We start from the raw sequence: 25,911 nt of genomic DNA, 5'->3' as shown, positions 1-25,911 counted from the left end.
GGCAGAGAGCTTTGATCTAATTTATTTTTTTACCGTTTTATTAGATCGATCTAATAAAATGAATTTTTTTGTACAAGAATTAGATCGATCTATTTATTAAGTTTTTTTTATTAGAGCCTTTCTTAAAACTAGTGGAGGATGATAAGAAGATGGAGGTGAACAAGATGTTAGGGTTGTTTTTGAATAATCCAGGTGATCTTCAATTAAAGGAATTAACTTCCGAAGATCCTCTTAATGATTATGAAGTAAAAATTAAATCAAGTTATGGTGGAATTTGCGGCTCAGATATTAGTGTATATAAGGGGAAGATGGCACATGCCAATTATCCCGTAACACCGGGCCATGAAATTGTTGGTGAAATTATTAAAGTTGGTAAGGAGGCGAAGTTTAAAGCTGGTGATAAGGTAGTCGTTGCACCGAATTCTTTTTGCGGTGAATGTGAGTATTGTTTAAAAGGTATGTCTAATATTTGTGAACACAAGGTATCGTTAGGAATCAATGTTAATGGAGTATTCGCACAGGAATTTACCATCTCTTCAAAATATGTGTTACGTGTTCCTAATGAATTGCCCGATGAAAAAGCGGTGTTAATTGAACCTTTTGCCGTTATTGTTCATGCTTTCCAAAAATTTAGTCTGACGAAAGAAACGTCGATTGCGATTATTGGCTGTGGTACCGAAGGAATGCTCGCTATCACCCTGGCGCATCATTTAGGTGCACAAGTCACGGCAATTGACATCAATCCGACAAAGCTTGAAAAAATACGCAATAGTTTTAAAGGAATAAAGACAGTCCTTCCCAGTGAGATGACAGAGGAGAGATTTGATGTAGTCATTGAAGCTGCCGGCACAAGAGATTCGGTTGAGCATGGCATTCAGCATGTAAAACCGGGTGGCACAATGGTATTAATCGGGTTAACACCTGAAGCAAATTTTCCGGTCATGCAAATGGTCAGAAAGGAATTAACGATCCACGGATCCATTATCTATAATTTCCCTACTGATTTTTCAAAAGCGGTGGATTATTTGCTCAAGGATGATTTCGATGTGGCACCGATCATTTCGAAGGTTTTCCATTTTAATGAGTTTAATAAGGCTTACGATGATGCACTTTCAGGCCAATACGGAAAAATAATTTTGAATTTTAAGGAGGATAATGTGAATGAAAAAATTAGTATCACACCAGCTGGTTAAATATTTGGAAGATCGAGGAATTGAACATATCTTTGGATTATGCGGACATACGAACATTGCAGTTTTAACAGCATTGGAGACTAGTACAATAAAATATGTCAATGTTCGCCATGAGCAAATTGCTGCCCACATGGCTGATGGCTATGCGAGAGTAAAAAAACAAGCAGCGGTTTTACTAAGCCATTTAGGTCCCGGTTTAACCAATGCGGCTACTGGGGTTGCTAATGCGGCTTTGGATTCAATTCCCATGGTCGTGATTGCCGGAGATGTACCAACACATTATTATGGAAAACATCCACATCAAGAGGTTAATTTACATGCCGATGCAACTCAATATGAAATTTACCGGCCATTTGTAAAACGGGCTTGGAGAGTTGACAGTGCACATCTTTTTCCGGAGATTTTAGAGAAAGCATTTCGATTAGCGGAAAGCGGAAATCCCGGTCCGGTTCTAATTTCCGTTCCCATGGATATTTTTTCAACTGAAATGGATACATGTCATTTTGAACGAGTTAAACACAATACAAAAAAATTGCATAAACCTTCTATTGATCAAGAGACTGCGCAAAAAATTATTCAAACCTTAACAAGTTCGAAAAACCCTTTATTCTATGTGGGAGGAGGGATTATGCTAGCCGATGCTGCACAAGAGCTAAGACAGCTTGTTGATCACTTAAATATACCCGTTGCTTATTCACTGATGGGGAAAGGGGCTGTTTCAGATGAACATCCACTTACACTGGGAATGACGGGGTTCTGGGGAACAAAGTTTATTAACGATAAATGTAAGCAAGCAGATTACATTTTAGCATTAGGTACACGATTTGGCGAAGCAGATAGCAGCTCTTGGGAGTCAGAATATACTTTCAATTTTCCGCCAACGAAATTGATCCAAATCGATATTGATCCAAGTGAGATAGGTCGAAATTACCCGGTTGAAATCGGAGTGGTTGCTGATTTAAAACAAGCCTTGACTGTTTTAAATGATGTTGCGGAGGAAATATTGCCAAATGGTTTACAACCTGTTTCTTTAAACTCGTTAAAAGAAGAGATTGCTAGAAATCGTAAAGCTTTTAAAGAAAGCAATAAACCTTTTATTCAAGATAATTGTTTTCCTATGATGCCACAACGAATTTTAGAAGAAGTACGTCAGGTGCTTCCGAAAGATGCACTTATCACGACAGATGTAGGCTGGAATAAAAATGGGGTTGGACAGCAATTCCCAATCTATGAAGCCGGGTCTATTCTTACTCCCGGCGGTTACTGCACAATGGGCTTTGGCGCACCTGCCGCTTTAGGAGCAAAGATTGCTAAACCGGATCGAGTGGTTGTCTCTTTAGTTGGAGATGGAGGGTTTGGTCAAAATCCGGCAGTGCTTGCAACTGCTTTCGAAGAGAATATCCCAGTTGTATGGATTATCATGAACAACTTTGCGTTCGGTACAATCGCAGGTTTACAAAAGGCTCACTTCGGCACAACGCTCGGTACTGTTTTCGAGAAGGATGGAGAGCCATATTCACCTGATTTTGCAGCAATTGCCAGAGCATATGGAATTGAAGGAATAAAAATTAAAGCGGCCGAAGAATTCAAACTGGCATTAGAAAGAGCCATTAGGATAAATAAGCCTGTAGTCATTGATGTGGCCATGCTCAACAATCCTGTTCCGACAGATGGGCATTGGAATATCATGGATATTTATTCCCCTAATAAAAAGGTTCATCATGCATCAGTTTAATAGATTATTATTATTCAAAACTATTACAAGAAATTTTTAAAAAAGTAAATTTCCCTAGGTTTCCGGGAATCATGATAGTAATTTGACAAGGAAGAGGGATCGGATGAGTACATTATCAAGTATGAATCTGCCATCAAAGGTTGTGATTTGCGAGGTAGCTCCACGCGATGGATTCCAAGCGGAGAAGGTATGGATTCCAACAGAAGTTAAAATAGCGATCATTAAAAAATTAGCGCAAACAGGAATTCAATCAATGGAAATTACTTCATTCGTCCATCCAAAAGCCATCTCGCAATTGAAAGATGCAGAGGATGTGGTGAGGCAGGCACAAGAATTCACAGGTATTAAATTTCGGGCGCTTGTTCCAAATGTAAGAGGTGCACAACGAGCGATTGATGCAGGAATCAAAAAGTTTAAATTAATGCTTTCTGCGACGGATTCCCATAGTATCTCTAATGCAAATTGTCTTACAGAAGAAGCGATGAATGGCTTTGGTCCTATTATTGAATTAGCGGACAAACATCGAGTCAAAGTGGGAGGTTCGATTTCGGTGGCTTTCGGGTGCCCGTTTGAGGGAATTGTTCCATTGGAGCGAATTGATCAGATTGTGGAACGCTATATCTCAATGGGGGTCGCAGAAATATCCTTAGCTGATTCAACAGGAATGGCAAATCCTAGGCAAGTCTATGAAACAGTAGGTTATCTAAAAAAACATTTTCCGACTATGATTTTTTCCATGCACCTCCATAATACGAGAGGTTTGGCACTTGCAAATGCTTTTTCTGCTTTGCAACAGGGCATCACTCATTTTGATAGTTCAATTGCAGGGCTAGGCGGTTGTCCTTATTTACCCGGTGCATCCGGAAATATTGCATCCGAGGATCTCGTTCATGCTTTTCATGAAATGGGAATGGAGACAGGAATCAATTTAGATTTGCTAATCAATGCAGCAAAAGAGGTAAAAGAACTCATTGGGCATGATGGGGGAAGTTATATGCTCCAGGCTGGACCATTTTCCCTGCATGAAAAGCCAAAATGCCAGGAAAAGCTAGGATAAATATCGTTCAAATTTAGATCGATCTAAAAAATAGTGGAGGTAATCATATGTCAAAAACTGTTACAAAGCAAATGGAACTAACATACGAACAGCAGGAAGAATTAGAATTAGCGTTTGAACGGGCAAAAAAAGCATTGGCGATTATGGCAACTTACGATCAGGAAAAAGTGGATCGTCTATGTCAGGCTGTCGCTTGGGCCGTATCAAACAAAAAAACATTTACACGTTTGGTGGAGATGGGGATCGAAGAAAGTGGTCTTGGCGATCCTGTAAGCCGGATGGGTAAACGTTTAAAAATCCGCGGGATCCTTAGAGATGCGATGCGCCAAAAAAGTGTAGGAATTATTGAGGAAAATCAAGAAAAAGGAATTGTGAAGTATGCAAAACCTGTTGGGATTATCGCATCTATCGTACCAACTACCAATCCCGATCTAACTCCGGCCGGTTCTGCCATTTATGCGATTAAAGCACGGGATGTCGTGATTTTTTCTCCCCATCCACGTTCCAAAAAGACTTCTTTTGAGACCGTTCAGTTAATGAGAGAAGCACTTGAGCGAGAAGGAGCACCAGCTGATATTTTACAATGTTTACAGAATGTCAATATCCCGATGACCAAAGGACTTATGGAACGTGCAGACCTTGTTTTAGCAACAGGCGGTAAAGACATGGTAAAAAGTGCTTATAGCTCCGGAACCCCTGCCTATGGAGTAGGTGCAGGGAACTCTACCATGATTATTGATGAAACGGCAAATACGGCTGAAGCTGCCCATAACACAATGTTGAGCAAAACATCTGACTTTGGATCAGGCTGTTCAGCCGATGGAAACCTCATCATTAGCGAAAAGGTATACGATGAAATGGTTGAAAAATTAGTTTTAGAGGGAGGTTATTTGGCGAACAATGAAGAAAAAGCAAAGCTCCGCACCGTTATGTGGGACGAAGAAGGGCATCGTTTACCTACAACTGTAGCCATTGCCCCTCAACAATTAGCTGAAATTGCCGGATTTCAGATCCCTGATGACCGCAAGTTTTTGATCGTTAAAGGTGATGGGATTGGGAAAAACTATCCATTTTCCGGCGAGAAATTAACTACTCTCCTTGCGGTTTACAAATATGAGGGTGAATTTGAGAATGCACTAAACATGATGCGTGCGATCTACGAGGTGGGAGGAAAGGGCCATTCTTGTGGAATCTACTCTTTTAACGATGATCATATCCATCGTCTTGGCTTAGCAGCACCTGTTAGCCGGATCATGGTTCGACAGCCTCAGTCAAAAGCAAATGCAGGAGCCTTTAACAATGGAATGCCAATGACATCAAGTCTTGGCTGCGGTACTTGGGGAGGAAATGTAGTTTCAGAGAATGTACATCTTAAACATTATTTAAATACAACTTGGGTATCCTATCCGATTCCTGAAGATAGACCGTCGGACGAGGAACTTTTTGGAGAATTTTACGATTCTGAATTAGAAAAATAATGTAAAAGCTTCACTTGTTCTGTTTTTATATTAGACCTGCTCTTACTATTTTGTTTAAAATAGTAAGAACGGGTTTAGAATGATCAGGTTAGTAGAACCTGCCAACCAAGGCAGAAATAAAGGGATGTTTGCTGCAGCATGGGCTTATTATTTGGGAGTGAATGTAACCGCTTTCGGTGTTATCATGTAGTTCGTAGTGAGTTAACCCTATATGGAACGATCATTTATAACTTTCCGGAGGAGTACATACAAGCTATTGAATACCTAAAAGATCCCAAATAAAAAATTTAACCTATCAGATCGATCGTTTTTAAATTTACAGAATCTAATCACGCCGAAAACAGGCTTTATCAGGGCTCTTCAGAAGAAATTTCTGAATTTTAAGGATAAACAGATTTTTAAAATGAAAAAATTATTCTTTATATTGAAAAGGGGGTTCTTAAGTGGCAAACCAACCACTGCAAAAAACTGTTGGTCAACCTGTATCAAAACCATTAAACAACAAACCTTCACGTGCTCGATATCTTATTCTATTTTTACTATTTATCGGTACAGCTATTAATTACCTTGACCGTACCAATATTTCAGTAGCAGCCCCATTTATTAAGGCAGATCTTCACTTAAATCCAGCTATGTTAGGTTTGATTTTTTCAGCATTTGGTTGGTCCTATGCTTTCATGCAAATTCCGGGCGGGTGGTTTTTAGATCGGTTTGGACCAAGGCTGGCCTATGGTGCCTCCCTCATTTTATGGTCTTTGTTTACACTTTTCCAAGGATTTGCTAAAAATTTCGGTCTATTATTTGGTTTACGCGTCGGTCTAGGTCTATCTGAAGCTCCAGCCTTTCCGACAAATAGCAGGGTTGTTGCCGCATGGTTTCCACAGCAAGAACGTGCTTTTGCGACAGGGGTTTATACTGCAGGAGAGTATATTGGCTTAGCTTTTCTTACCCCTTTTCTTTTTTGGATTCTGGACCAGTTTGGTTGGTCTACCATCTTTTTCGTTACAGGATTAATAGGATTAGTTTGGTCCATCATGTGGTTTAAACTTTACCGCGATCCTAAGGAAAGTAAGCGGGTTAATCAGCTAGAGATGGATTATATTCGGGAAGGTGGAGGATTGGCAGAGAAGGCTGGCGAAAAGATAAAATTGAATTGGTCCCACTTAGGTCATTTGTTTAAGTTTAGACAATTCTGGGGAATTTATATCGGTCAGTTTGCGATCGCATCTACACTTTACTTTTTCTTAACGTGGTTCCCTTCCTATCTTGTCACAGCAAAACATATGACCATGCTTAAAGCGGGATTTGTTGCATCTGTTCCTTACATTGCTGCATTTATTGGAGTTCTTTTCGGTGGATTTTGGTCCGACAGAATGGTGAAAAGCGGCAGGTCCACTGGAGCAGCGCGTAAAATTCCGATCATAACAGGGTTATCATTGGCATGTCTGATTATATTGGCAAACTATACCTCATCAACCAGTTTGGTTATCCTCATTATGTCGGTTGCTTTTTTCGGGCAAGGGATGTCAGCGATAGGTTGGACTCTCGTTTCAGATATTGCCCCTCGAGAATTAGTTGGCTTAGCCGGCGGCGTATTTAACTTTGCTGCCAATTTATCCGGGATCATAACCCCAATTATAATCGGATTAATTGTCAATTCAACCAATTCATTTAATGGAGCGATATGGTTCGTTGGTGCAGTGGCTCTACTGGGAGTGGTTGCTTACACCTTTATAGTGGGAGAAGTTCGTCGTATTGAATTAAATAGTAACCAATAGACTCATTTTAAAGGTTCCTATTTTATAACCATAGTTGAATAAGTAATCTAAACGAGAATCTAAACATAACAAAAAGGCTTCCATAGAAGGAAGCCTTTTGTTAATAGAGTTCATGTTATTCTCATGTCTTGATGTATAGTTTATATCTAACCTACTTCACTTTCTTCCAGAGCATGTTGCCAACTTGGGTAGTAATACAAAGCACTCCGCATTAAATCAGGATAAAGTTGTTTTACCTCTTTTTTACGTAGAGATTTGCCTTCGTTCTGTAACTTCTGGATCTGAGTAATGACTTCCTTTGATGTTAATTTGACATCCATTATTCATTCCTCCCTTTCCAAGTTATCATAACCATCTTTCCCATTGGCTTACTAATTTAAACAGTAACATAGATGCATATTCGTTGCTCCCATGTTTCCACAAAGTCTAGCAAATAGAAAATGTAATGTAAAGAAATCTGTTTTATAGAAAGGACATCCACCAAGAATGGATGTGACATAATCCGGATTATCGAAAGCCAATCTAATAAAAACAAGTTTATTAATGTCTGAAGGAAACAAATGGTGTTTCAAAAGCCATGGTAATATGTACCTTTATTTCGTAATTATTGGGTTGGATATTACATTTAAATAGGAATAATTTCATAATTGTACCCTACCTGTAATGTTGTTCATCAAACTAAAAGAAATGTAACTGAATCGTTGGGTAAAACAAGTACTAGCCTATGCTACAGTTATACCATACGAATTTTCAGGAGGTAACACCCATGAATAATAGGTATATAAAAACATTAATTGTAACTTTTGCAGCTGCAACTGCAATGGTATTTATATTTATAGGTTTACAAAATAATAAGGCCGAGGCTCAAACTGAAGGAGATCGTCTTTGGAAACTTGGACAACAAAATCGTGTAGCTATTAAGGAGATAAAACCAGAAAATAATCTTCATAATGAGTGGAATTATATAGGAGAAATGTTGCGAATTCCTAAAAAAACGAAAAAATTAGCAGTACAACCATCAAAAAATGTTATGGGGATTGAAGGTAAAACGAAGGGGTTATCAGTCCAATCATTAAAACCTGCAATGGAAAGGCCAGAAAAAGAACGAGCGGAACCAGCCGTTTCAAATGAAGAGAAAGACTTATTTGCCCGCTTAGTAGAAGCTGAAGCTAAAGGTGAATCATATAAAGGAAAAGTAGCAGTTGCGACTGTTGTGTTAAATCGAGTGGATTCTCCTAAATTCCCAGATACAATTACAGATGTTATTAAACAAGTAGTAGGCGGTAGCTATGCCTTTTCACCTGTTCAAAATGGTGAAATTAATAAGCCGGCATCAGATGAGGCGAAACGAGCCGTAGATGAAGCACTAACGCGAAATGATCGGTTAAATGATTCAATTTATTTTTATAACCCGGATATTGCAACAGATAAATGGATTCGCACGCGTCACGTAGTGATGACAATTGGTCATCATGTATTTGCCAAATAATGAATAAAGATCTGTTGTATGACAATTAAATATTTAGCTGTTCGTTTTTTTGATGGTTTATGAAATTAAAATCCGCTTTCCTTCTTCAAAATGTTAAATCATTTGTTTAGGTGCGTTTACAAATGTTGAATATTTCAGGGATTGTAAAAATTTGATAAATCATCCATAACGGCAACTAGGACAAAAGTTTTCTCTTTACTTCTGTTATAAAACTGTTATTTTTCATTAACTAAACTGTAAACAAGCTATGATATCGTAGATACTCCAAGGTATTTCCTCTAGTAACAAGCTGGCAATCCTTTTTCAGAGGAATGCCGGCTTTTTCATTCGAAGAAAATTAACGGTAGTTGCAATAGTTTAAGCCATAAACAAAAGGTAAAGGCATAACCTTAAGGTTGTTTAAGATTAGCAACGTTGATAAATATTGTTAAAAGAATGGGGGATAGAGATGGGCAAAGAAAGTAATTGTAATCTAGATGGAATTAATAAGGACGTTTTAAAACAAATGGAACTAAAAAGAAGGGAAATCATTTCAAACATTTCTGATTTGCCTCCATCGAAAAAAGAAATCGCGATTAAAAACCTTGATAGATTAATTATATTATTAAATAAGCCCCATCAATAATTATAAGTCCTTTCACGTTAGACGACTGAACGGAAAAATAACGTTTTTCAGTACCCGGAATTTAGCAACTTTATTGTGTTTATACGCTTTAATGAATTCACCTATTAGAAAGAGGTTCGAAAATGAAAAAAGTAATTACTTACGGAACATTCGATTTATTGCATTATGGACATATTAATCTTTTAAAAAGAGCTAAGTCTTTAGGAAACTATTTAATTGTAGGACTTTCTACTGATGAATTTAATAAAACAAAAGCAAAAAAATCATATTTTTCCTATGAGGAAAGAAAATTACTTTTAGAATCCATTGTTTATGTTGATGAAGTTATTCCGGAGAAAAACTGGGAACAAAAAAAAGAAGATATTGTCCATAACAATGTGGATACCTTTGTAATGGGGAATGATTGGGAAGGGAAATTCGACAGTCTTTCTGATTTTTGTAAAGTGGTTTATTTATCTAGAACAAAAGGCATCTCAACCACAAAGGTTAAAAAGGATCTGTATAAACTTAAAGCAGTGTCATACTAAACCGCGACTATTGATTTAACTGGGAAAGTAAAATTAATAAATAGAGTCCGTGGATGGGAAAGTGGTGTGTTGGGAAGAAAAGAGGTGAATCAGTTGATATCAAATTATTTTTACTAAGCTATAATCAAAACTAATACAACGAAAAAACCTGACAACAAAGTCAAGTCTTCTCAGTTTTTACTCTTCTAGCCCAAAACGATAAGCCATCGCTTGACCGTGTCCTGTTGAGGCACCAGTAATAACAACCACTTTTCCTTTTAAATCTGGATACATAAAAAACCTCCTATTTTTTAGTGACCCCTAACAAAATTCCTCCTGCAATAACGAGAACACTGCCAACGATGAAAAAAACCAATTGTCTTTTAGTGTTTTTCTTATGAAGGAGAAAAACACCTCCAAAAGTTGAAATAATAATACCTGTTTGGGAAAGAGAGGAGCTGGTAGCTACGCCTAATTTAGGAATAGATAACAAAAGGCCGAGGTTTCCCTCACCCCAAAGCGCCACATCGTGTTCTTGCAATTAGGGTTTTGTCATCTGAAAAACCGATGGGCGAAAATAACCATAATACACTATTGAAAGGTTATTTTTGAATAGGTTGAAAAAAGGTATTTTTAACTAGCGCCTGTGGAAAAATAATTAGAGCCTAAAGATATCGTTAGAAGGAGTAAAAAATGCAGAAACAAAACATCATATTTAATCTTGACGATACGCTAGTATATTGTAATAGATATTTTAACCATGTGAGAGAAATGTTTGCTGACCAAATGACCACATGGTTTTCCTCACTAACAAAAGAGGAAATAAAACTGAAACAACTTGAAATTGATTTAGAATCTATTAACAAATACGGTTTAACATCAGCCCGATTTCCTGAGTCTTTTGTTGGTACTTATAATTACCTTTGTGAAGTAACAGGAAAAGATAAGGAAAAATCCGAAATTGAATTTTTAAGGGAGTTGGGGTTTAAGGTATTTAAAATTCCTGTAGAACCGATCCCATATATGAATGAAACTCTGCAAAGATTAAAAGAAGCAGGGCATGAATTGTATTTGCACACGGGTGGGGACGAGGCTAATCAACGTAGAAAGATCACTCAGTTAGAACTAACTACCTTTTTTGAACATCGTATCTTTATTTCAGAACATAAAGATAGAACAGCTTTATCAGATATATTAAAAACAATTGATGCGAATCCTAAAATAACTTGGATGATTGGAGATTCATTAAGAACGGATATCGTGCCAGCACTGGAGATGAGCATCAATACCATTTACATTCCTGCTGAAACAGAATGGAAATATAACGCTGTTGAAGTTAAGGTGGAGCCAAAAGGGGCTTTTTTTACGTTAAATTCACTAAATGAAGTACCTGATGCTATTCATAAACACATTCTAGATGAAGGTCGATTGAGCAATAACTTCTCTTCAAATTATGATTCTCATAATCGAAAAGGGGAAGAAGATAATCTTTACACTTAAATGGGTAAGCCTAAAAACCTTTTAAAGCAGGTGCTACAGCATCTGCTTTTATAACACCGCCAGTGAACCTTATTCAACCTGTCAACATCAGTTTGAAATAGCTTTGCTATTAACTTCAGGTGATGATTTCTTAACTTCAAGAAATAAACAAAGCCCCAACAATATATAAAACAACGGCAATCGCTGCACCGATCGAAGCAATCTTCAATTTAAAGCGGGAATAATCGACAAGAGTCATATCGAGAATGGAGGCTGTTGTGATGGTTGTATCCCCCAACGGAGAACATAGCGCCCCAAATGCTCCACTTGCAAAGACAGCACCTACGGTCAACGGGATAGATGCCCCGGTAGAAACGGCTAATGACATTCCCAAGGGCATGAACAATCCCCATGTTCCCCAAGAGGAACCAATAAAATAGCCGATAATAGAACCAAGCACAAAGATGGTTACCGGTGTCAAAAAAGCCGGTAAAAATGACCCTAAAGTGGAACTAATAAATTTCGAAAAACCAAGATCTTCTGCCGATAGGGTTAAGGACCAGATGAGGACAAGCAGCGTGATGGCCTCCATCATTTGGTTTCCTCCATCAAAAAAATGGTACAAGATTTCGTCTAATTTCTGACGTCTGATGATGTAAAAAACAAAGGATAAAACGAGGGTGATGAAAACAGCTAATAGCATGACAAAGGTGGCATCTGCCATCGAAAAAGCCGTAAATATGCTATGTGCTCCTTTAGCTGTCCCATCCTGCCACAAAAGAAATAAGGATAATCCCAGAAGCAAGAAAACGGGGAAAATCAAATTCCACGGCTGTGCTTTTACCAAGGACAACTCTTTTTGAATTCCAGCACGGTGAAATTCATTACCTTCATCATCTACCTTTTTTTGTTCAGGTTTTATGATGGATGTTTTGTTAATAGGATTCCAGATTGTTTGCACGATACCAATCACCAGCATCACAATCGCAAAAAAGTTAAACAAAATACTAAGTAAGAAAACATGATAGGCCGACATCCCTAAATGAAGCTTTCGAATGTTGCCTTCCACTAAAGAGACCATGAAGCCAACAAATGCCGTAGCTACCGGTAAAAGAACAATGACCGACTCTGTTGAAATATCCATCGTTAGTCCGACCCGTTGCTTTGGCAGGTTCATTTTTTTAATCAGGGATTTAACAATAGGACCAATCATCATGATCCGAAACATCGGCATCATAAACGTAAAAGGAAGGGTAAGCCAGATGAGCCCCAGCAGCCCGCGCTCTGTCTTAATTCTACTCCCAACCCATTCTGAAAAGCCCTTAATCCCACCGGAAATGTTCATCATCCCCACAAGACCGCCAAATAAATAAAGAAACCCGATGATTTTAATATTGTTTCCAGCCGACAAGGTTGTGACGATATAGGATACCGCTTGATAGGTCCCATCTAATAAATTGGCTTTAAAAATCAAAGAACCCACAAGTAAACCTAAGACAAGACCAGGTAAGATGTTTTTTAGCCAGATGGACATGGAGATTACAATCAAAAACGGTAACAAAGAAAGCCAAGTATGTTGCAAAGTCTCTTCCCCCTATAACTGACATCGTTATTTTTAAAGCTCTTAGAAATATTATTGCCTAATTTCAACTCTTTAAAAGAAATTTGAGGAAATGGAGTTTGAAAAGGAGAATACTTAGATATTATTCGTGAATAAGTTACACCTTTTCTCATCACCTTAAGAAATAAACAAATTAGAGAAGTAGATGTAATGTATGTCGCGTTACTGTTATCAGTCATTCACCATCATTTCTTTAAGTATGTCCATTTTACTAATGTCATCGTGCGGTCAGTCACAAAGAAAAGATGATGTCCCAAATATTGTTCGAGAAAATACGAATGGTATCGGAAAGCCATCGGCAGTCTATTTTAAATCAACTCTATTTATTGATTTTTGGGCAATGAGAATAAAGGATATTTGTTTAGTGGTGTAGAAATCTAAAAAATAGGAATAGTAAAAAATCCGGATGAATTTTTTTCTCTTTAGCTAAGAGGCTCGAGAGTTACAGGTTTAATGAAGGGTAACAACTTTACCCTTGAAATTACTCCGGGTGTTAAAGAATGAAATTAAGGTGATATTATCCAATGTAATAATCGGGGAGGTGAGAAAATATGCATGATCTTAATGAAGAAGATTTAATAGAGATACAACGCCTAATGACCTCAGATGATGATGAACTCGGTGATCTGAATCAGTTCTTAGAAGATGGATTAATCACGCGAGAAAAACAGATTGATTAAAAGACACTCTTGGTGATTTACCAGGATTAAGATCATTTTCTGAGTCCGATGGGGCTCTTTTTATTTTGTCCGAACTGGAATTAATAGCCTGTGGCGTTGTTTTTAACCATTAACAGGGCTATTTAATTTAAAATAGGGAGACTAAAAAAATGAGCAAAGAGAGGAGAAAGAACGGTGAATCCCCAATTCAAGCTGTTTTCCAATGAATTCACGTCAAATCCGTATCCCGCTTATGCCAGATTAAGGGAAACCGAACCAGTTTACAAGATGTTATTCCCTGATGGACAAGAGGGTTGGTTGATCACTAGATATAATGATGCAGTAGAAGTTTTAATGGATCCGAGATTTATTAAAGATATTTCAAAGCTTTATGGCGGCAGTATCGAGCAACAGAGTGTGTTTATGCATACGATGCTTTTTTCTGATCCGCCTGACCATAAAAGGCTGCGCGGGCTCGTGCAAAAGGCTTTCACTCCACAAATGATTGCCGGCATGCGGGGAAGGATCCAGGAGATTACGAATGAACTGCTAGACAAGGCTGAGGGGAAAACAACGATGAATCTGATTGATGATTTTGCTTTTCCACTGCCGATTATCGTCATTTGCGAGATTTTAGGAGTCCCATCCGCAGACCGTGACAAATTCCGTGTCTGGTCTAATTCACTGATTGAAGGGTCGAATGGCGAACATGCTACAGAAATGTTCAAGCATATGAATGAATTTATTCAATACCTAAGCCAATGGTTTGAAAAAGTTCGGAAAAACCCAGGATATGACCTCATCAGTCAGCTGATAATGGCTGAGGAGGACGGAGATCAATTAACCGAACGTGAGCTATATGGAGTGGTCGCTCTATTAATCATCGCTGGCCATGAAACGACCGTCAATTTAATTGGCAACACCATACTGGCATTATTAGAGAACCCTGATCAGCTAAATTTGTTGAAAGATAAGTCTGATTTGATTCATACTGCCATTGAGGAATCGCTGCGTTTTAATGGTCCGGTTGAGTTCAGTACATCCCGATGGGCGAATGAAGACATGGAGTTTAGAGGAAAGTCTATCCGTAGAGGAGATTTAATCGTCATCGCATTAAATTCGGCAAACCATGACCAAGGGCAGTTTAAAGACGCTGATCTATTTGATATCACCAGGGAGAAAAGCCCACATCTTGCATTTGGTAAAGGGATCCATCTCTGTCTTGGAGCCCCGCTTGCCAGGCTGGAAGGCGAAATCGCGATCAACAGCCTTCTTAAGAGATTCCCACTCATTGAGTTAGCTGTTGATAAAGAACAGCTCGAGTGGAGGCCTGGAATGATTGTAAGGGGAATAAAGGAACTACCACTAAGTTTAAAATAAAGTCGGCATGGTGAAATATGTAAGGAGTACTTTGAAAAAATTTATTTTTCAATCTCTTGATGGATATGAACGAAGTTAAATAAGTGAACACGAATCAAATTTTAGGACCAGAAATCAAAAGTAGATTTCTAGTCCGGCCTAGGTTCCCGTGATGATGCTGTTGGAATGCAGTTTTTGATTCCGGGCTGGAAATTCGATACCAAGCGTCCGTGTTTGGTAAGATAATGAAAGATTAGGGATGGCTAAAGTGGTCATCCTAATGATTTTTAAAAGGAATATTTTTCTACTATAACTGAAAAGGACAGATGGTTATGAAATTCGTGCTAGCACCGGATTCATTTAAGGAAAGTATGACCGCGAAAAAGGCTGCCCTTGCGATGGAAAAGGGAATATTGGCCGTTTTTCCTGACGCGGAATGTAGGATTGTTCCCATGGCTGATGGAGGGGAAGGAACAGTTGATTCTCTAGTGAGTATGACAAATGGGGAAATTATCAGGACCGAGGTGCTCGGACCATTAGGGGAAATAGTGATTGCAGAGTATGGCCTTTTAGGTGGATGCCAAACAGCGGTTATTGAGATGGCAAGTGCAAGTGGCTTGGAATTAATTAAACCAGTGGATCGAAATCCTTTCCTGACAACCACTTATGGTACAGGAGAATTAATCAAACATGCCCTAGACAAGGGGGCAAGCCGGATATTAATCGGCATTGGCGGGAGTGCGACGAATGATGGGGGAGTTGGAATGCTTCAAGCCCTGGGGGCATCCTTTAAGGATGCAATGGGAAATGAACTATTACACGGCGGTGGTTCCCTAGACCAATTGGTTTCGATTGATCTAAGTGGTTTAGATGAAAGATTAAAATACGTTCATATCGATGTTGCTTGTGATGTTACCAATCCTCTTATTGGCAAAAATGGGGCATCTGCCATCTTTGGACCACAAAAGGGAGCGACTCCTGAAATGGTAAAGAAGCTGGATCAAAATTTATTTCGTTATGCTGAAATCATTAAACAAGAATTGGGTAAGGATGTAGCTTATCTGGAAGGTGCCGGTGCAGCCGGAGGTCTAGGTGCAGGATTAATGGCCTTCTTAAACGCCCGACTGAAAAAAGGTGTTGACCTTGTAATTGAATACACTCGTCTTGAGGACCAAGTTAAGGATGCTGACTATGTTTTTACAGGTGAGGGAAGCATAGATGGCCAAACCTTGTTCGGCAAAACACCATACGGGGTTGCCATGGTCGCAAAGAAACACTCCGTTCCTGTCGTTGCTTTTGCCGGTAGAATCGGAAATGGTGTTGAGCCTTTATATGACAACGGTTTTACCGCAATTATTGGAATTTTAAAAGGTGTAACTTCTTTAGAAGAAGCATTGAATTTAGGAGAAGAGAATTTAGCCTTTGCAGTGGAAAATACATGCCGTGTTTTAAAACAAAGTAGAAGAGACGGTATATGAACTCAACCAATTCGATTCCATCAAGTTTGAGGCTTCCAGCAAACATTCTTATAGTAATACCGGAGATGCTCAGACTGTATTGATCATAAAATGAGAAGTATAGGTTATGCACTATATTATAGGATATCGCCGTAATATTAAGTATGTCAGAGTTATATTCTCGAGTTTGGATGAGATTGCCTAATATAGCGAAAAATGGCGTTTATTCGATTTTGTGTGACCTAGAATTCAATGATAAGATGAATACTGTGTAAAAGAACAATTCGCCATGTGAAAAGAACCGAAAGGAATGATTCGTTATCAATCATTTACAATTAAGTTACACAAGCGAAATGGAAAAAGCGATGCTTAGAGCCCATGGTATAGGATATGAAGTGTACAGAAGACATCATTCAGTGAGAACGAGTGTTGAAAAACGACGTGAAAAGGATTATGTTACATGTCGCCGAATGGTTGCAGATTTAGACCGACTTGTTCATTTGAATAACACTTAAACATATGAATAAAAAGGGAAACCAATGTGAATTGACACGAGTTTCCCTTTTTATTTTGTAAGAAATAAATTATGAGCCTATTTTTTCTTATTTCCACCATTTCCACCATTTCTTTTGAGTGGCGGCTGCGGTCTGGTTTCTTGTTTCAATCTCAATCATTTTACAACGTTCTAGTTGCTCCATTCGTTCGACATACTTCAAGATTTGATTCATCATCTCTTCTTGCTTAGCTTCACGTACTGCTTTTTCCTTCAAATGGTTGATTAAATCTAAGTTTATTTGCTCCAAATGTTCAATACGCTCCAATAGTTTATCATGGATAGTATCCTGCTCAAAATCCCGATTATTAGTAGTCTGTACCGGCAATACTTCCGTAACGGTAACTGTATTTTCTTCTTCAGAATACCACGTCATTACAGCTTCGACTGAACGTTCCATCGTCATATCCTCTTGCTTACTAAATTCGATTAATTTACGTAGGGTGATAAGATCTTTATCATAGTAGCCTCTGTGTCCTCTATTATTACGGTGAACGTGATACCCATGCCTTTCCAAGAGAGTGGCATACTTCCGTAATGTACTGCTATCAATCCCAAGCAAATTCTGTACGTCACTAGGTGAATATATTACTGTCATAACACAACACCTCCGTTATAACACTTCTCTATAACGCAAAGAATCCCTCTTTTTTATTAGAAAACCTTCTAAATTAGTAAATATGCAACATCTGAGCTTCTCTGCTCAGCCTTTTTTGGAACGATTACATTAAGTTGGAATTGGAATATAGTAGGTGATCAAATTCCGATGGAAATGGTAACACTTATTCTATCATTTGAATACTATATATAAGACGTAAGGAAGCACCTTGCGTCAAAATAGGACTGACTGTTTGTCAGTCTATTTTTTTTTGAAGCAGTACGGGTACATTTAAACATAAAAAAGGCCTTTCCCAAACGGGAAAGACCTGTGCGGATATTCCATTACATATTTTCCTTTACCTTCACAATATAGGTTTCCTGAGTTACATTACCTTTTCGTTTTAGTTTATTCCAACCAACGGTTACTCCCATTATTGCCGAGAAGATGGATTTGATCACGACGTAAGTCATAAGCTGCTTGTACAGGATTCGTTGTAGAAACAAGGAACCAAGTGGTTTAGGACTTTCATTCTCTAATCTAAACGCATAAAGAGAAGTAACGAAATCCAGTAAGTAAAACAATATAAATCCAATAGCCGCTTTTCCGGGGTGTGCGCCAAAGAGGGCCATTACGAACAATATATCCGCAATAGGCGATATTGTTTGATAAATATATTGGAAAAGCCACATGTTTGGAAGGCCGATATATCCTAATGAGTTATGTTTTTTATTAAATAAAGCCTCCCGATGTTTCCATAAGCATTGTAAAGTACCATAAACCCATCGGTAGCGCTGTTTTGCCAGACTTTTAATATCTTCCGGCACCTCTGTAAAGGCATAAGCCTTTTCTTCAAATTCAATCTTTTTCCCTTGGCGTAAAAGAGTAAGAGTGATATCGGTATCCTCTGCCAATGTATCCTCTTTAAAGTATCCTGCTTCTTCTACCGCCGTTTTTCTCCATGCACCGATCGCACCTGGGACAACCGTAATGCAATTGAGTGCGGCAAAGGCCCTTCTCTCTAGGTTAAAGCCTGTCACATATTCGATATGCTGCCAGTTTGTTAGCAAGTTCCCTTTATTGCCGACCTTAACATTACCTGAAACAGCAGCAACATTTTCATTTTTAAAATGGTTAACAAGCAGTGAGATGGCATTTTCAGCAATGAGTGTATCAGCGTCAAGAGCAACGACGATTTCCCCGTTTGCTTCTTTAAAACCAACATTAACAGCAGAAGATTTTCCCCCATTGTTTTTTTTAATTAATCTTACTAAGGAATGGTTTGCATAAGTTTTTTGAACAACATCAGCAGTATCATCTTTTGATCCATCGTCGATAATCAGCACCTCAAAAGCAGGGTAATCGCTGGATAAAATAGAATGAATCGTTTTGCAAATTACTTTTTCCTCGTTATAGGCAGCAATAACGACACTTACAAAAGGTGTAAAGCTAGGATCAATCTGGGTCTCTTTATATCTTTTAACCTGTTTTCTAGAAAGGAAAACGAAAATAGCCAGGCGCAGGATTCCTAAAAGGATAGCTGAGTAGAACAGGACGCTTAATCCTAAACGCCAGCCTTGTATGACCTTAAATACCGCCTTGTCATAGACCAAATAAGGGCTGTCTTGATTAGCAGATGGCATAATCTGACTATCACTTTTTCCAATAAGATGAGCAATGGTGGTAAATGTGTAGCCGCGCTTTTTAAGTTCTTCAATAATCATCGGCAAGGCCTTTACAGTGTTGGAGCGGTCACCCCCGGCATCGTGCAGCAAAATGACATTTCCTTTTGGAAGCTGGTCGATTACGCGCTTTACAATTACACTACTAGAAGGTCTTTGCCAATCGTTCGTGTCAATTAATTCACCAACCATTGTATAACCCATATCCTGTGCACGTAAAACAGGAAGCAGTTCGCTCCTTGTACTCGGCTCCGCATCGGCCACATAAGGAGGGCGGAAAAGGTTCATCGAATGACCCGTAATTTCCTCAAATAAGCGCTGATTTGCATTTAGCTCCATCTTCGTTTGAAATGGTGTGGTGGATGCAACATCTGGATGGGTAAAGGTATGGCTGCCAATTTCATGGCCTTCCTTATACATCCTTTCAATCAGTTCTGGATGCAATTCAGCATTCTCTCCAACGATAAAGAATGCCCCTTTTATATGATTCTTGTTCAAAATGTCCAATATTTGTGGTGTATAGATTGGATCGGGTCCGTCATCAAAGGAAAGGACCACTTCCTTACGTTTCGGTTTGCCATAACGAACTACCTCAAAAGGCTTTGGTAAGGTAGTATAGGTTTCTTCTTGAATCATACCATGTGAATCGGTTTGAATTGTTCTTTTACCATTTTCTGATTGAGAAACAATGTTTAAAATCTCTCCAGCACCCGTATAATGAACAGGTTCAGGACTGATTAAGGTTTTAATGGCAGTGGATGGATGCTGTATTTCCTTCGGTTTATTAATAAAATTCCAGATTGAAGGATCTTCAGAACCGAGACGCCAAACTGCTATTCCTTTTGAACCGCTTTCAGACGCTTGCTTCATTTGGTTATAAAATGTAGCAGCATCTAAAAACCAAACAATATGGTTCTCTCCATTTTTTTTGTAGCGTAAATAAGGATTGCCTGCTTGTTTATTCCAATGGATTTGAAGGTTCGTACCAATTCCCAAATCCATGAGATCCCCGAAGGTCATGGTATCTGCTGGCTGATTGGAGTTTTCTTCCCAGTCGTAACCGTAGCTTCCCAAACTGACAATCAATTTTTGGGAAGGAATATGGAGCTGGTTTAAGCTCTCTTTTACCCAATCAGATGGAGCAACAGGTCCAGGTTTGCTCATGGAGTTGTGCTGATCATATAGCATGACAATCATCCGATCAACGTCAGCTGCTAAAGAAGCATAGTTATAACGATTGTTCTTCGGCGGGACATCCATTGTTACCATGAGACCATGTTGATGAAATTGCTTTGATACCTTATTAATAAAATGAGTCAAATTAGCATTATCATCTTGATTGATTTCTTCGAAGTCAATATTGATGCCGGCAAAATCATTTGTTCTCACATAAGCTAACAAATTTTTAATAAAAAGATCTTCGGCGCCTGGAGTAGTAAATAACCGGTGCAGAGTTTCTGCATCCCATTTATTATTAATAAAATTATTAACTAATGGGAGAATCTTGATATGATGTGCCTTTGCCAATGCAGTAATAGACGAGTCAGTGCTGGTTTTAAAGGTAAGGTCAGGTGTAAGTTGCAGCCACTCCGGCATTAAGGTTGTGATTGTATTGATATTTTTTTTAAATGAGCTTTTACTGTTTTCATCCCAATTGACGTAAAAACCGTAAACTTCTTGTTTGCTGGCCATTTGATTTTTGTTCAATTGACCATTATTTCTTTGAATAAGAGGGGAAGGATCCGTTTTTTGAAGCTGTGAAGCAAGCTGTGCCTCATTGAAACTTTGATTAATCGGCTCGATCCCGCTCGTTGCTGCGCTTGTATTCAATTTCAGGCCAGGAAACAATGGGTCAGTAGTAAGGCTTTCAATAAAAATAATCGATACTAAAACTATTAACACAGTAAAGCCTACACTCATTCGTTTAATAATCGACCAGCGTCTTTTGGCGGGATCAAGAAAAACATGTTCTTGATTTTGTTCTCTTTTTTTCAGTCCTAAATTGTAAAACCAATGGAAGAAAAAATAGCAGACAAGACCGATCAACCCCCCCAGGACCCCTGTTGCAATGCTTTGGGAGAGTGGTATTTTATGTTTCAGGTAAGAAAATAACCAGTTATTCAAGTATCCTTCCCATCCCTTTAAATTGAGGAAGGGTAAATGACGAATGTAAGGAATAAAAATCGGAATCAACGTTCCAAGGAATAAGGCGACAATATTAAAACGAAACAAAATTGAAAGAACAAGCAATAAAGGAATCCTTACACTATATAAAGGTACAAAGCCCAGGAAAAAACCAATTGTACTCGCAACTGCTCCTCCATATCCAGCCACAGGTGCAAACAACGATCTAACAATCCACCTAAAAATTCGATTCAATAAGATTCCTCCTTGGTGACAGGCACCGTTTATGGACAGTCTATCCTAAATGTCCGTATCCAGTGGACAGAGTTTTTTCGACAAAAAATGACTACCTACAAAAGATTAGGTAGTCATTTTAGGATTTTGGGGGTAGGAGGAAAATGTTCTTTTATTTTATATATGGCACTGGAGTAATAATACCCCCATAAACCATTTAGGGTTGGACGAACTGTTGTAATGCGACCGCGCACAAAAAGACACGAGGGGAAAAACATGAACAAACTAACCAAAAGAGCCCTTGCCATGGTGTTAGTGGGATCCGTTACGTTTTCTGTCACCAACGCCTTGTTAGCCGATCATTCTTTTAAACGATTAGCGCAAGCAAATTCGTTAACCAATTTCGGAGGCCAAAAAACAGCGGATAACATCAACCAAGCAGAAAAAACGGTGAAAGATCAAGCACCAACATCGGATGTAAAAGACGTGCAACCCACGGTTTCTCATAATATTACTGCTCTCCAAGCGGATTTAAAAAATGGAAACAAGAGTGATAAAGTCATAGCCGTGATTCAAAAGAATACGACGCCAATTAGTGCTACGATAACGACTACCAATACAACAGCACTTGCTACTAACACTACGACGAATTCGAATACCGCTACAACGGGAACGACAAGCACGAAATCAGCTACTACAACTGTACCGACGAACTCAACTGTACCGACGAACTCAACAGCACCAACGAACTCAACAGCACCAACAAACTCAACAGCACCGACGAACTCAACAGCACCGACGAACTCAACAACAACGACAACCAACCATGGAAAACAAGTTTCTCAAGTAGCAAAAGAAAAAGTTTTGAGCCATCAGGTTAAAAAAGAAAACTACTTAAGAAAATAGTAAATCTTTGAAAAAGGATCGCCAAATGTAAAGAAGGTGATCCTTTTTCATCATCGAAGATGGTTTTCAATAGCATACGCTAGACTTCATTTCTCAAATAATAAACTAATTTATATTGTTTCGCTAAATTAGCAGTAACATTTTTTTATAAATTTTAACGGTTATATGCATTTGAACAATTTGCCATAAAAAATTCTTGTAAAACGATAATTGTTAGGCTAGTATAGAATTTGTTATAAATAGTTAATTGAAAATTTAATAATTGTTTACAAAATAGTTAAGATGCCCATGGGCTTAAAAGGGAATCTGGTGAAAGACCAGAACTGTCCCCGCAACTGTAAGTGTGGACGAAATAGACAAACCACTGTATCGATATATTTTTTAAATATGCTCAGTACGGGAAGGGTCTAAAGTAGGAGGATACACAAGTCAGGAGACCTGTCTTAACTTTTTAAAGTTTCGATTTCTTCGGGTGTTGAGAAGATGAGACGTTGGCGACAAAAAGTATGACATTTCTTTGTCTTTTTTTGCTTACGTTTTATCCGTTCAACTCCAGTTGAACGGATTTTTTATTTTTCTATCAAAATGTTTGATCTAAAAGCTTAAGAACATCTTGCAGGAAAAAAAGTGTAGAAAGATTCTTATTGAAATTTAATGGCATAACATGTTTAAGGGATTAAGCTTGTCATGAAAATTGAATATTGTTAGGGAAAGGTGCGCTATATATAAAAGATGGCGCTTAAAAGGGAAGAACGGTGAAAATCCGTCACGGTACCCGCCACTGTATTGGGGAGGTACATTGCAAATGTCACTGAATGGATTTGGGAAGACGCAATGTATCGATGAACCTGAGCCAGGAGACCTGCCTTTTACCTGCATACTTCATTAAACCTACGGGGTATAGGTGGAAGTGCTGAATAATTGCAATCATCCTTTGTATGTTTGACTGTATTTGCTCTGCACCCCTATTTATGTAGGGGTGCTTTTTTTTGCAAAAAAAAGTTTGGGAGAGTGTGATATGACTACTTGGAATTTAAAAGGTACAAAGCATCACGTTTTAATTTGTAACGGGAGCAGCTGCATGAGAAAGGGAGGAGAAGAGGCAACACAGGCAATTCGCAACGAGATTGAGCATTTAAATTATGACACATTCATACATACAACAAGAACGCGATGTAATGGAAGATGTAAGGATGCCCCCGTTGTCATCGTCTATCCGGAAGGAACATGGTACAAAGAGGTTACTCCGGAAGTTGGCAGCAAAATTGTCCATCAGCATTTGGCAGGAGGTTGCAGCATAGAAGATCATATCATTTATCAATATGAACAGGAAGGCTTTAGATCGCCAAAAGAAACAGATTGTATAGAAGGAGTATCTAAACCGATAAAAAGGAGTGTATAAAATGGGACTGATCACGTTTGCTATTTTAGCTGTATTGATCGGGATGAGACATGGTATGGATGGAGACCATGTGGCGGCCATTGCCGATATGGTAGGAAGCGAACAACAAAAAAGAAAGCAAGTGTTTCTTGGGGCCATGCAATTAATTTTATTTGTGATTGGATTGCTAATTTCAACCGTATGTATCACGTTCTGTCTTTCATGGGGATTTTTAAAAGCAAGACTTAAAAGACAGCTTTACCTTGTCCTCGGTTCGATCACAGGGATGTATAGCTTAGGACTTGGCGTCTCAATGTTAGTTGAATTTTGGAAAGGGAGCGTATGATATGCAGGGAAAACTGTTTGTTATCGGTTTTGGCCCAGGAAGCAATGAACATATTACAGAACGGGCAAGGGCAGCCATTCAAGAAAGTGACATGATCGTTGGCTATAAAACCTATGTCGATTTGGTTCAAGGATTATTAACAGGGCAAGAAATAATTAGCACGGGAATGACGGAAGAAGTAAGCCGTGCCCAGGAAGCAGTAAGGCAGGCGGAACAGGGCAGGAAGGTTGCCGTGATTTCCAGCGGTGATGCCGGGGTATACGGGATGGCTGGTCTCGTTTATGAGGTGTTATTCGAGAAAGGGTGGAAAAAAGAAACAGGCGTAGAAGTTGAGGTGATACCAGGAATTTCCTCTATCAACTCCTGTGCGGCGTTATTAGGAGCACCCATCATGCATGATGCATGTACGATTAGTTTAAGCGACCATTTAACACCGTGGAAAATAATTGAGAAAAGAATTGATGCAGCAGCACAGGCTGATTTTGTGATTGCACTGTACAATCCAAAAAGCGGGAGAAGAACAAGACAAATTGTGGAAGCGCAAAGAATTCTATTAAAATACCGGTCTCCGGAAACGCCAGTAGGTTTAGTCAAAAGTGCTTTCCGTGACCGTCAAAGTGTCGTAATGACTAATTTAAAAGAGATGCTTAATCATGAAATTGGCATGTTAACAACCGTTATTATTGGAAATTCGTCTACCTTTTTCTACGAAGACTTAATGATTACACCGCGTGGGTACCAACGGAAGTATACATTAAATCAAACGGTACAGCCCTTAAAACCGCATCAACGCTTACAAAAGGAAGCTGAACCCTGGGCGCTTGAGCAATTTAACCATATGGAACCACTGAAGGATGTAGCGGTGGCACCAGTAGTAAGGGAATCTTCCAGAGAACTGGCAGAGGAAGCACTGCAAATGATTCTTGGTGATGGCGCAGAATTCTCTCAGAGTTTAATAGCGAAGCAGCCCATTCAATCTATTTTTGAACTTGCAGTTAGTCCTGGTGTTGCAAATAAAAAATTTACATCCAAACAAATGATGACTCTTTCCGAACTAGTAGGAGAAGAAGGTGTAATGGAATATACACAAGACCATTACATTAAGCTGCAAATTTTAACTTCTGAGCCTGATGACATAGTGGAAAAATTAACAAATGCTAAATTTTTGATTTCTCCGATTGGCGACGTTTTAACTGTAAAAGCCTGTGATTTTTGCGACGGAGAAAAGAAGGAGGCTATTCCCTATGCGGAAGAGCTTCAAGAAAGGCTCGGAGGATTGGAACTTCCTAAGGAATTAAAGCTGGGTGTTAACGGCTGTGGCATGGCATGCTATGGAGCGGTAAAAGAAGATATTGGAATTGTGTACCGCAAAGGAGCGTTCGATTTATTTTTAGGGGCAAAAACTGCTGGAAGGAGTGCCCATCCTGGTCAAATCGTAGCGGAAGGAATAGCGTCTGATGAAATCGTTGGGGTTGTCGAGGGGATTGTCCAAGAATATAAACAGAAAGCCTATCCGAACGAGCGTTTCTATAAATTCTTTAAACGTGTAAAACAAATTCAAGGATTTGAGTATCAAGATATGACACCAAAAATAAAAATTGAAGCTGCTGCATGCGGGGAGTAAATGAAAGAATCATAGTGGTCAATTTGA

At 38.8% G+C, this 25,911-nt stretch carries 21 protein-coding genes, 4 pseudogenes and 2 riboswitches; of the genes and pseudogenes, 19 read left to right on the top strand and 6 right to left on the bottom strand.

Annotation, left to right across the window (positions count from 1 at the left end):
* Nucleotides 1-164 precede the first annotated feature (164 nt).
* The 5 genes from J2S10_RS21680 (at nt 165) to J2S10_RS21660 (ending at nt 7,241) form a co-directional block, all read left to right on the top strand.
* Entirely contained in the window at nt 165-1,193 is a 1,029-nt protein-coding gene (locus J2S10_RS21680; RefSeq protein WP_307412285.1) for a zinc-dependent alcohol dehydrogenase, read from the top strand.
* Nucleotides 1,162-2,928, top strand: coding sequence for a thiamine pyrophosphate-binding protein (locus J2S10_RS21675; protein WP_307412281.1), 1,767 nt, complete (start codon nt 1,162-1,164; stop codon nt 2,926-2,928). The genes J2S10_RS21680 and J2S10_RS21675 overlap by 32 nt, the downstream gene beginning before the upstream one ends.
* Nucleotides 2,929-3,031: 103 nt before the next feature.
* Nucleotides 3,032-3,985: a hydroxymethylglutaryl-CoA lyase gene (locus J2S10_RS21670; RefSeq protein WP_307412279.1), complete on the top strand. Its 954-nt coding sequence runs from the start codon at nt 3,032-3,034 to the stop codon at nt 3,983-3,985.
* A 47-nt stretch (nt 3,986-4,032) separates the two neighbouring features.
* Nucleotides 4,033-5,463: an aldehyde dehydrogenase family protein gene (locus tag J2S10_RS21665; protein ID WP_307412276.1), complete on the top strand. Its 1,431-nt coding sequence runs from the start codon at nt 4,033-4,035 to the stop codon at nt 5,461-5,463.
* A 458-nt stretch (nt 5,464-5,921) separates the two neighbouring features.
* Nucleotides 5,922-7,241 carry an MFS transporter gene (locus J2S10_RS21660; RefSeq protein ID WP_370876263.1) on the top strand — a complete coding sequence of 440 codons (1,320 nt, stop codon included), beginning with the start codon at nt 5,922-5,924 and terminating at the stop codon, nt 7,239-7,241.
* A gap of 146 nt (nt 7,242-7,387) precedes the next feature.
* Here J2S10_RS21660 and J2S10_RS21655 read toward each other — a convergent pair whose 3' ends face one another.
* The gene (locus J2S10_RS21655; RefSeq protein WP_307412270.1) at nt 7,388-7,561 is read right to left on the bottom strand and encodes a hypothetical protein; all 174 of its coding nucleotides are present in this window, start codon (nt 7,559-7,561) and stop codon (nt 7,388-7,390) included.
* A gap of 446 nt (nt 7,562-8,007) precedes the next feature.
* Between J2S10_RS21655 and J2S10_RS21650 the strand changes: the two genes are divergently transcribed.
* The 3 genes from J2S10_RS21650 to tagD all read left to right on the top strand — a co-directional run bounded on the left by J2S10_RS21650 (nt 8,008) and on the right by tagD (nt 9,882).
* Nucleotides 8,008-8,730 carry a cell wall hydrolase gene (locus tag J2S10_RS21650; protein ID WP_307412267.1) on the top strand — a complete coding sequence of 241 codons (723 nt, stop codon included), beginning with the start codon at nt 8,008-8,010 and terminating at the stop codon, nt 8,728-8,730.
* 448 nt (nt 8,731-9,178) lie between these two features.
* The gene (locus J2S10_RS21645) at nt 9,179-9,355 is read left to right on the top strand and encodes a hypothetical protein (protein ID WP_307412264.1); all 177 of its coding nucleotides are present in this window, start codon (nt 9,179-9,181) and stop codon (nt 9,353-9,355) included.
* Between the two features lie 122 nt (nt 9,356-9,477).
* Entirely contained in the window at nt 9,478-9,882 is a 405-nt protein-coding gene (gene tagD / locus J2S10_RS21640) for a glycerol-3-phosphate cytidylyltransferase (protein ID WP_307412262.1), read from the top strand.
* Nucleotides 9,883-10,062: 180 nt separating this feature from the next.
* Here the strand turns inward: tagD and J2S10_RS21635 are convergent.
* Both J2S10_RS21635 and J2S10_RS21630 read right to left on the bottom strand, forming a co-directional pair.
* Nucleotides 10,063-10,155: pseudogene (locus J2S10_RS21635) on the bottom strand (glucose-1-dehydrogenase); the annotation flags it as partial.
* A 10-nt stretch (nt 10,156-10,165) separates the two neighbouring features.
* Nucleotides 10,166-10,381, bottom strand: a pseudogene (locus J2S10_RS21630) (GRP family sugar transporter); the annotation flags it as partial.
* Nucleotides 10,382-10,554: 173 nt separating this feature from the next.
* Here J2S10_RS21630 and J2S10_RS21625 point away from each other — a divergent pair.
* A complete protein-coding gene (locus tag J2S10_RS21625; protein ID WP_307412259.1) occupies nt 10,555-11,361 on the top strand; it encodes an HAD family hydrolase in 807 nt (268 codons plus the stop codon).
* A gap of 136 nt (nt 11,362-11,497) precedes the next feature.
* Here J2S10_RS21625 and J2S10_RS21620 read toward each other — a convergent pair whose 3' ends face one another.
* Nucleotides 11,498-12,922, bottom strand: coding sequence for a Na+/H+ antiporter NhaC family protein (locus tag J2S10_RS21620; protein WP_307412256.1), 1,425 nt, complete (start codon nt 12,920-12,922; stop codon nt 11,498-11,500).
* A gap of 193 nt (nt 12,923-13,115) precedes the next feature.
* Here J2S10_RS21620 and J2S10_RS21615 point away from each other — a divergent pair, with 193 nt between their 5' ends.
* The 6 genes and pseudogenes from J2S10_RS21615 to J2S10_RS27520 form a co-directional block, all read left to right on the top strand.
* Entirely contained in the window at nt 13,116-13,334 is a 219-nt protein-coding gene (locus J2S10_RS21615; protein ID WP_307412253.1) for a hypothetical protein, read from the top strand.
* A gap of 178 nt (nt 13,335-13,512) precedes the next feature.
* Nucleotides 13,513-13,641, top strand: a complete 129-nt coding sequence (locus J2S10_RS21610; protein ID WP_307412251.1) for a hypothetical protein — start codon at nt 13,513-13,515, stop codon at nt 13,639-13,641.
* 174 nt (nt 13,642-13,815) lie between these two features.
* Nucleotides 13,816-15,000 (top strand): cytochrome P450 family protein, encoded by a 1,185-nt coding sequence (locus tag J2S10_RS21605; protein ID WP_307412248.1) that lies wholly within the window; start codon nt 13,816-13,818, stop codon nt 14,998-15,000.
* A gap of 138 nt (nt 15,001-15,138) precedes the next feature.
* Nucleotides 15,139-15,225: pseudogene (locus J2S10_RS21600) on the top strand (hypothetical protein); the annotation flags it as partial.
* 86 nt (nt 15,226-15,311) lie between these two features.
* Nucleotides 15,312-16,457, top strand: a complete 1,146-nt coding sequence (locus J2S10_RS21595; RefSeq protein ID WP_307412245.1) for a glycerate kinase family protein — start codon at nt 15,312-15,314, stop codon at nt 16,455-16,457.
* A pseudogene (locus J2S10_RS27520) lies at nt 16,435-16,551 on the top strand (cupin domain-containing protein); the annotation flags it as partial. The gene J2S10_RS21595 and the pseudogene J2S10_RS27520, both read left to right, overlap by 23 nt.
* Nucleotides 16,552-17,038: 487 nt before the next feature.
* Here J2S10_RS27520 and J2S10_RS21590 read toward each other — a convergent pair.
* Nucleotides 17,039-17,587 carry a MerR family transcriptional regulator gene (locus J2S10_RS21590; RefSeq protein WP_307412242.1) on the bottom strand — a complete coding sequence of 183 codons (549 nt, stop codon included), beginning with the start codon at nt 17,585-17,587 and terminating at the stop codon, nt 17,039-17,041.
* A gap of 344 nt (nt 17,588-17,931) precedes the next feature.
* Complete coding sequence (locus J2S10_RS21585) at nt 17,932-21,264, bottom strand: glycosyltransferase (RefSeq protein WP_307412456.1); 3,333 nt, start codon at nt 21,262-21,264, stop codon at nt 17,932-17,934.
* A 639-nt stretch (nt 21,265-21,903) separates the two neighbouring features.
* On the opposite strand from J2S10_RS21585, the gene J2S10_RS21580 reads away from it, so the two are divergent.
* From J2S10_RS21580 to cobJ, 4 genes are all read left to right on the top strand, one after another.
* The gene (locus J2S10_RS21580) at nt 21,904-22,533 is read left to right on the top strand and encodes a hypothetical protein (protein ID WP_307412239.1); all 630 of its coding nucleotides are present in this window, start codon (nt 21,904-21,906) and stop codon (nt 22,531-22,533) included.
* Between the two features lie 263 nt (nt 22,534-22,796).
* Nucleotides 22,797-22,993, top strand: a riboswitch (cobalamin riboswitch).
* 235 nt (nt 22,994-23,228) lie between these two features.
* Nucleotides 23,229-23,417: riboswitch (cobalamin riboswitch) on the top strand.
* 134 nt (nt 23,418-23,551) lie between these two features.
* Entirely contained in the window at nt 23,552-23,935 is a 384-nt protein-coding gene (locus J2S10_RS21575) for a (2Fe-2S) ferredoxin domain-containing protein (protein WP_307412236.1), read from the top strand.
* A gap of 1 nt (nt 23,936) precedes the next feature.
* Nucleotides 23,937-24,260: a hypothetical protein gene (locus J2S10_RS21570; RefSeq protein WP_307412234.1), complete on the top strand. Its 324-nt coding sequence runs from the start codon at nt 23,937-23,939 to the stop codon at nt 24,258-24,260.
* Between the two features lies 1 nt (nt 24,261).
* Nucleotides 24,262-25,884, top strand: a complete 1,623-nt coding sequence (gene cobJ, locus J2S10_RS21565) for a precorrin-3B C(17)-methyltransferase (RefSeq protein ID WP_307412230.1) — start codon at nt 24,262-24,264, stop codon at nt 25,882-25,884.
* Nucleotides 25,885-25,911: the final 27 nt, after the last annotated feature.

The organism is Neobacillus ginsengisoli (assembly GCF_030813055.1).
The sequence above is the reverse complement of the archived record's forward strand: the minus strand, read 5'-3'. Positions and strand labels throughout refer to the sequence as shown.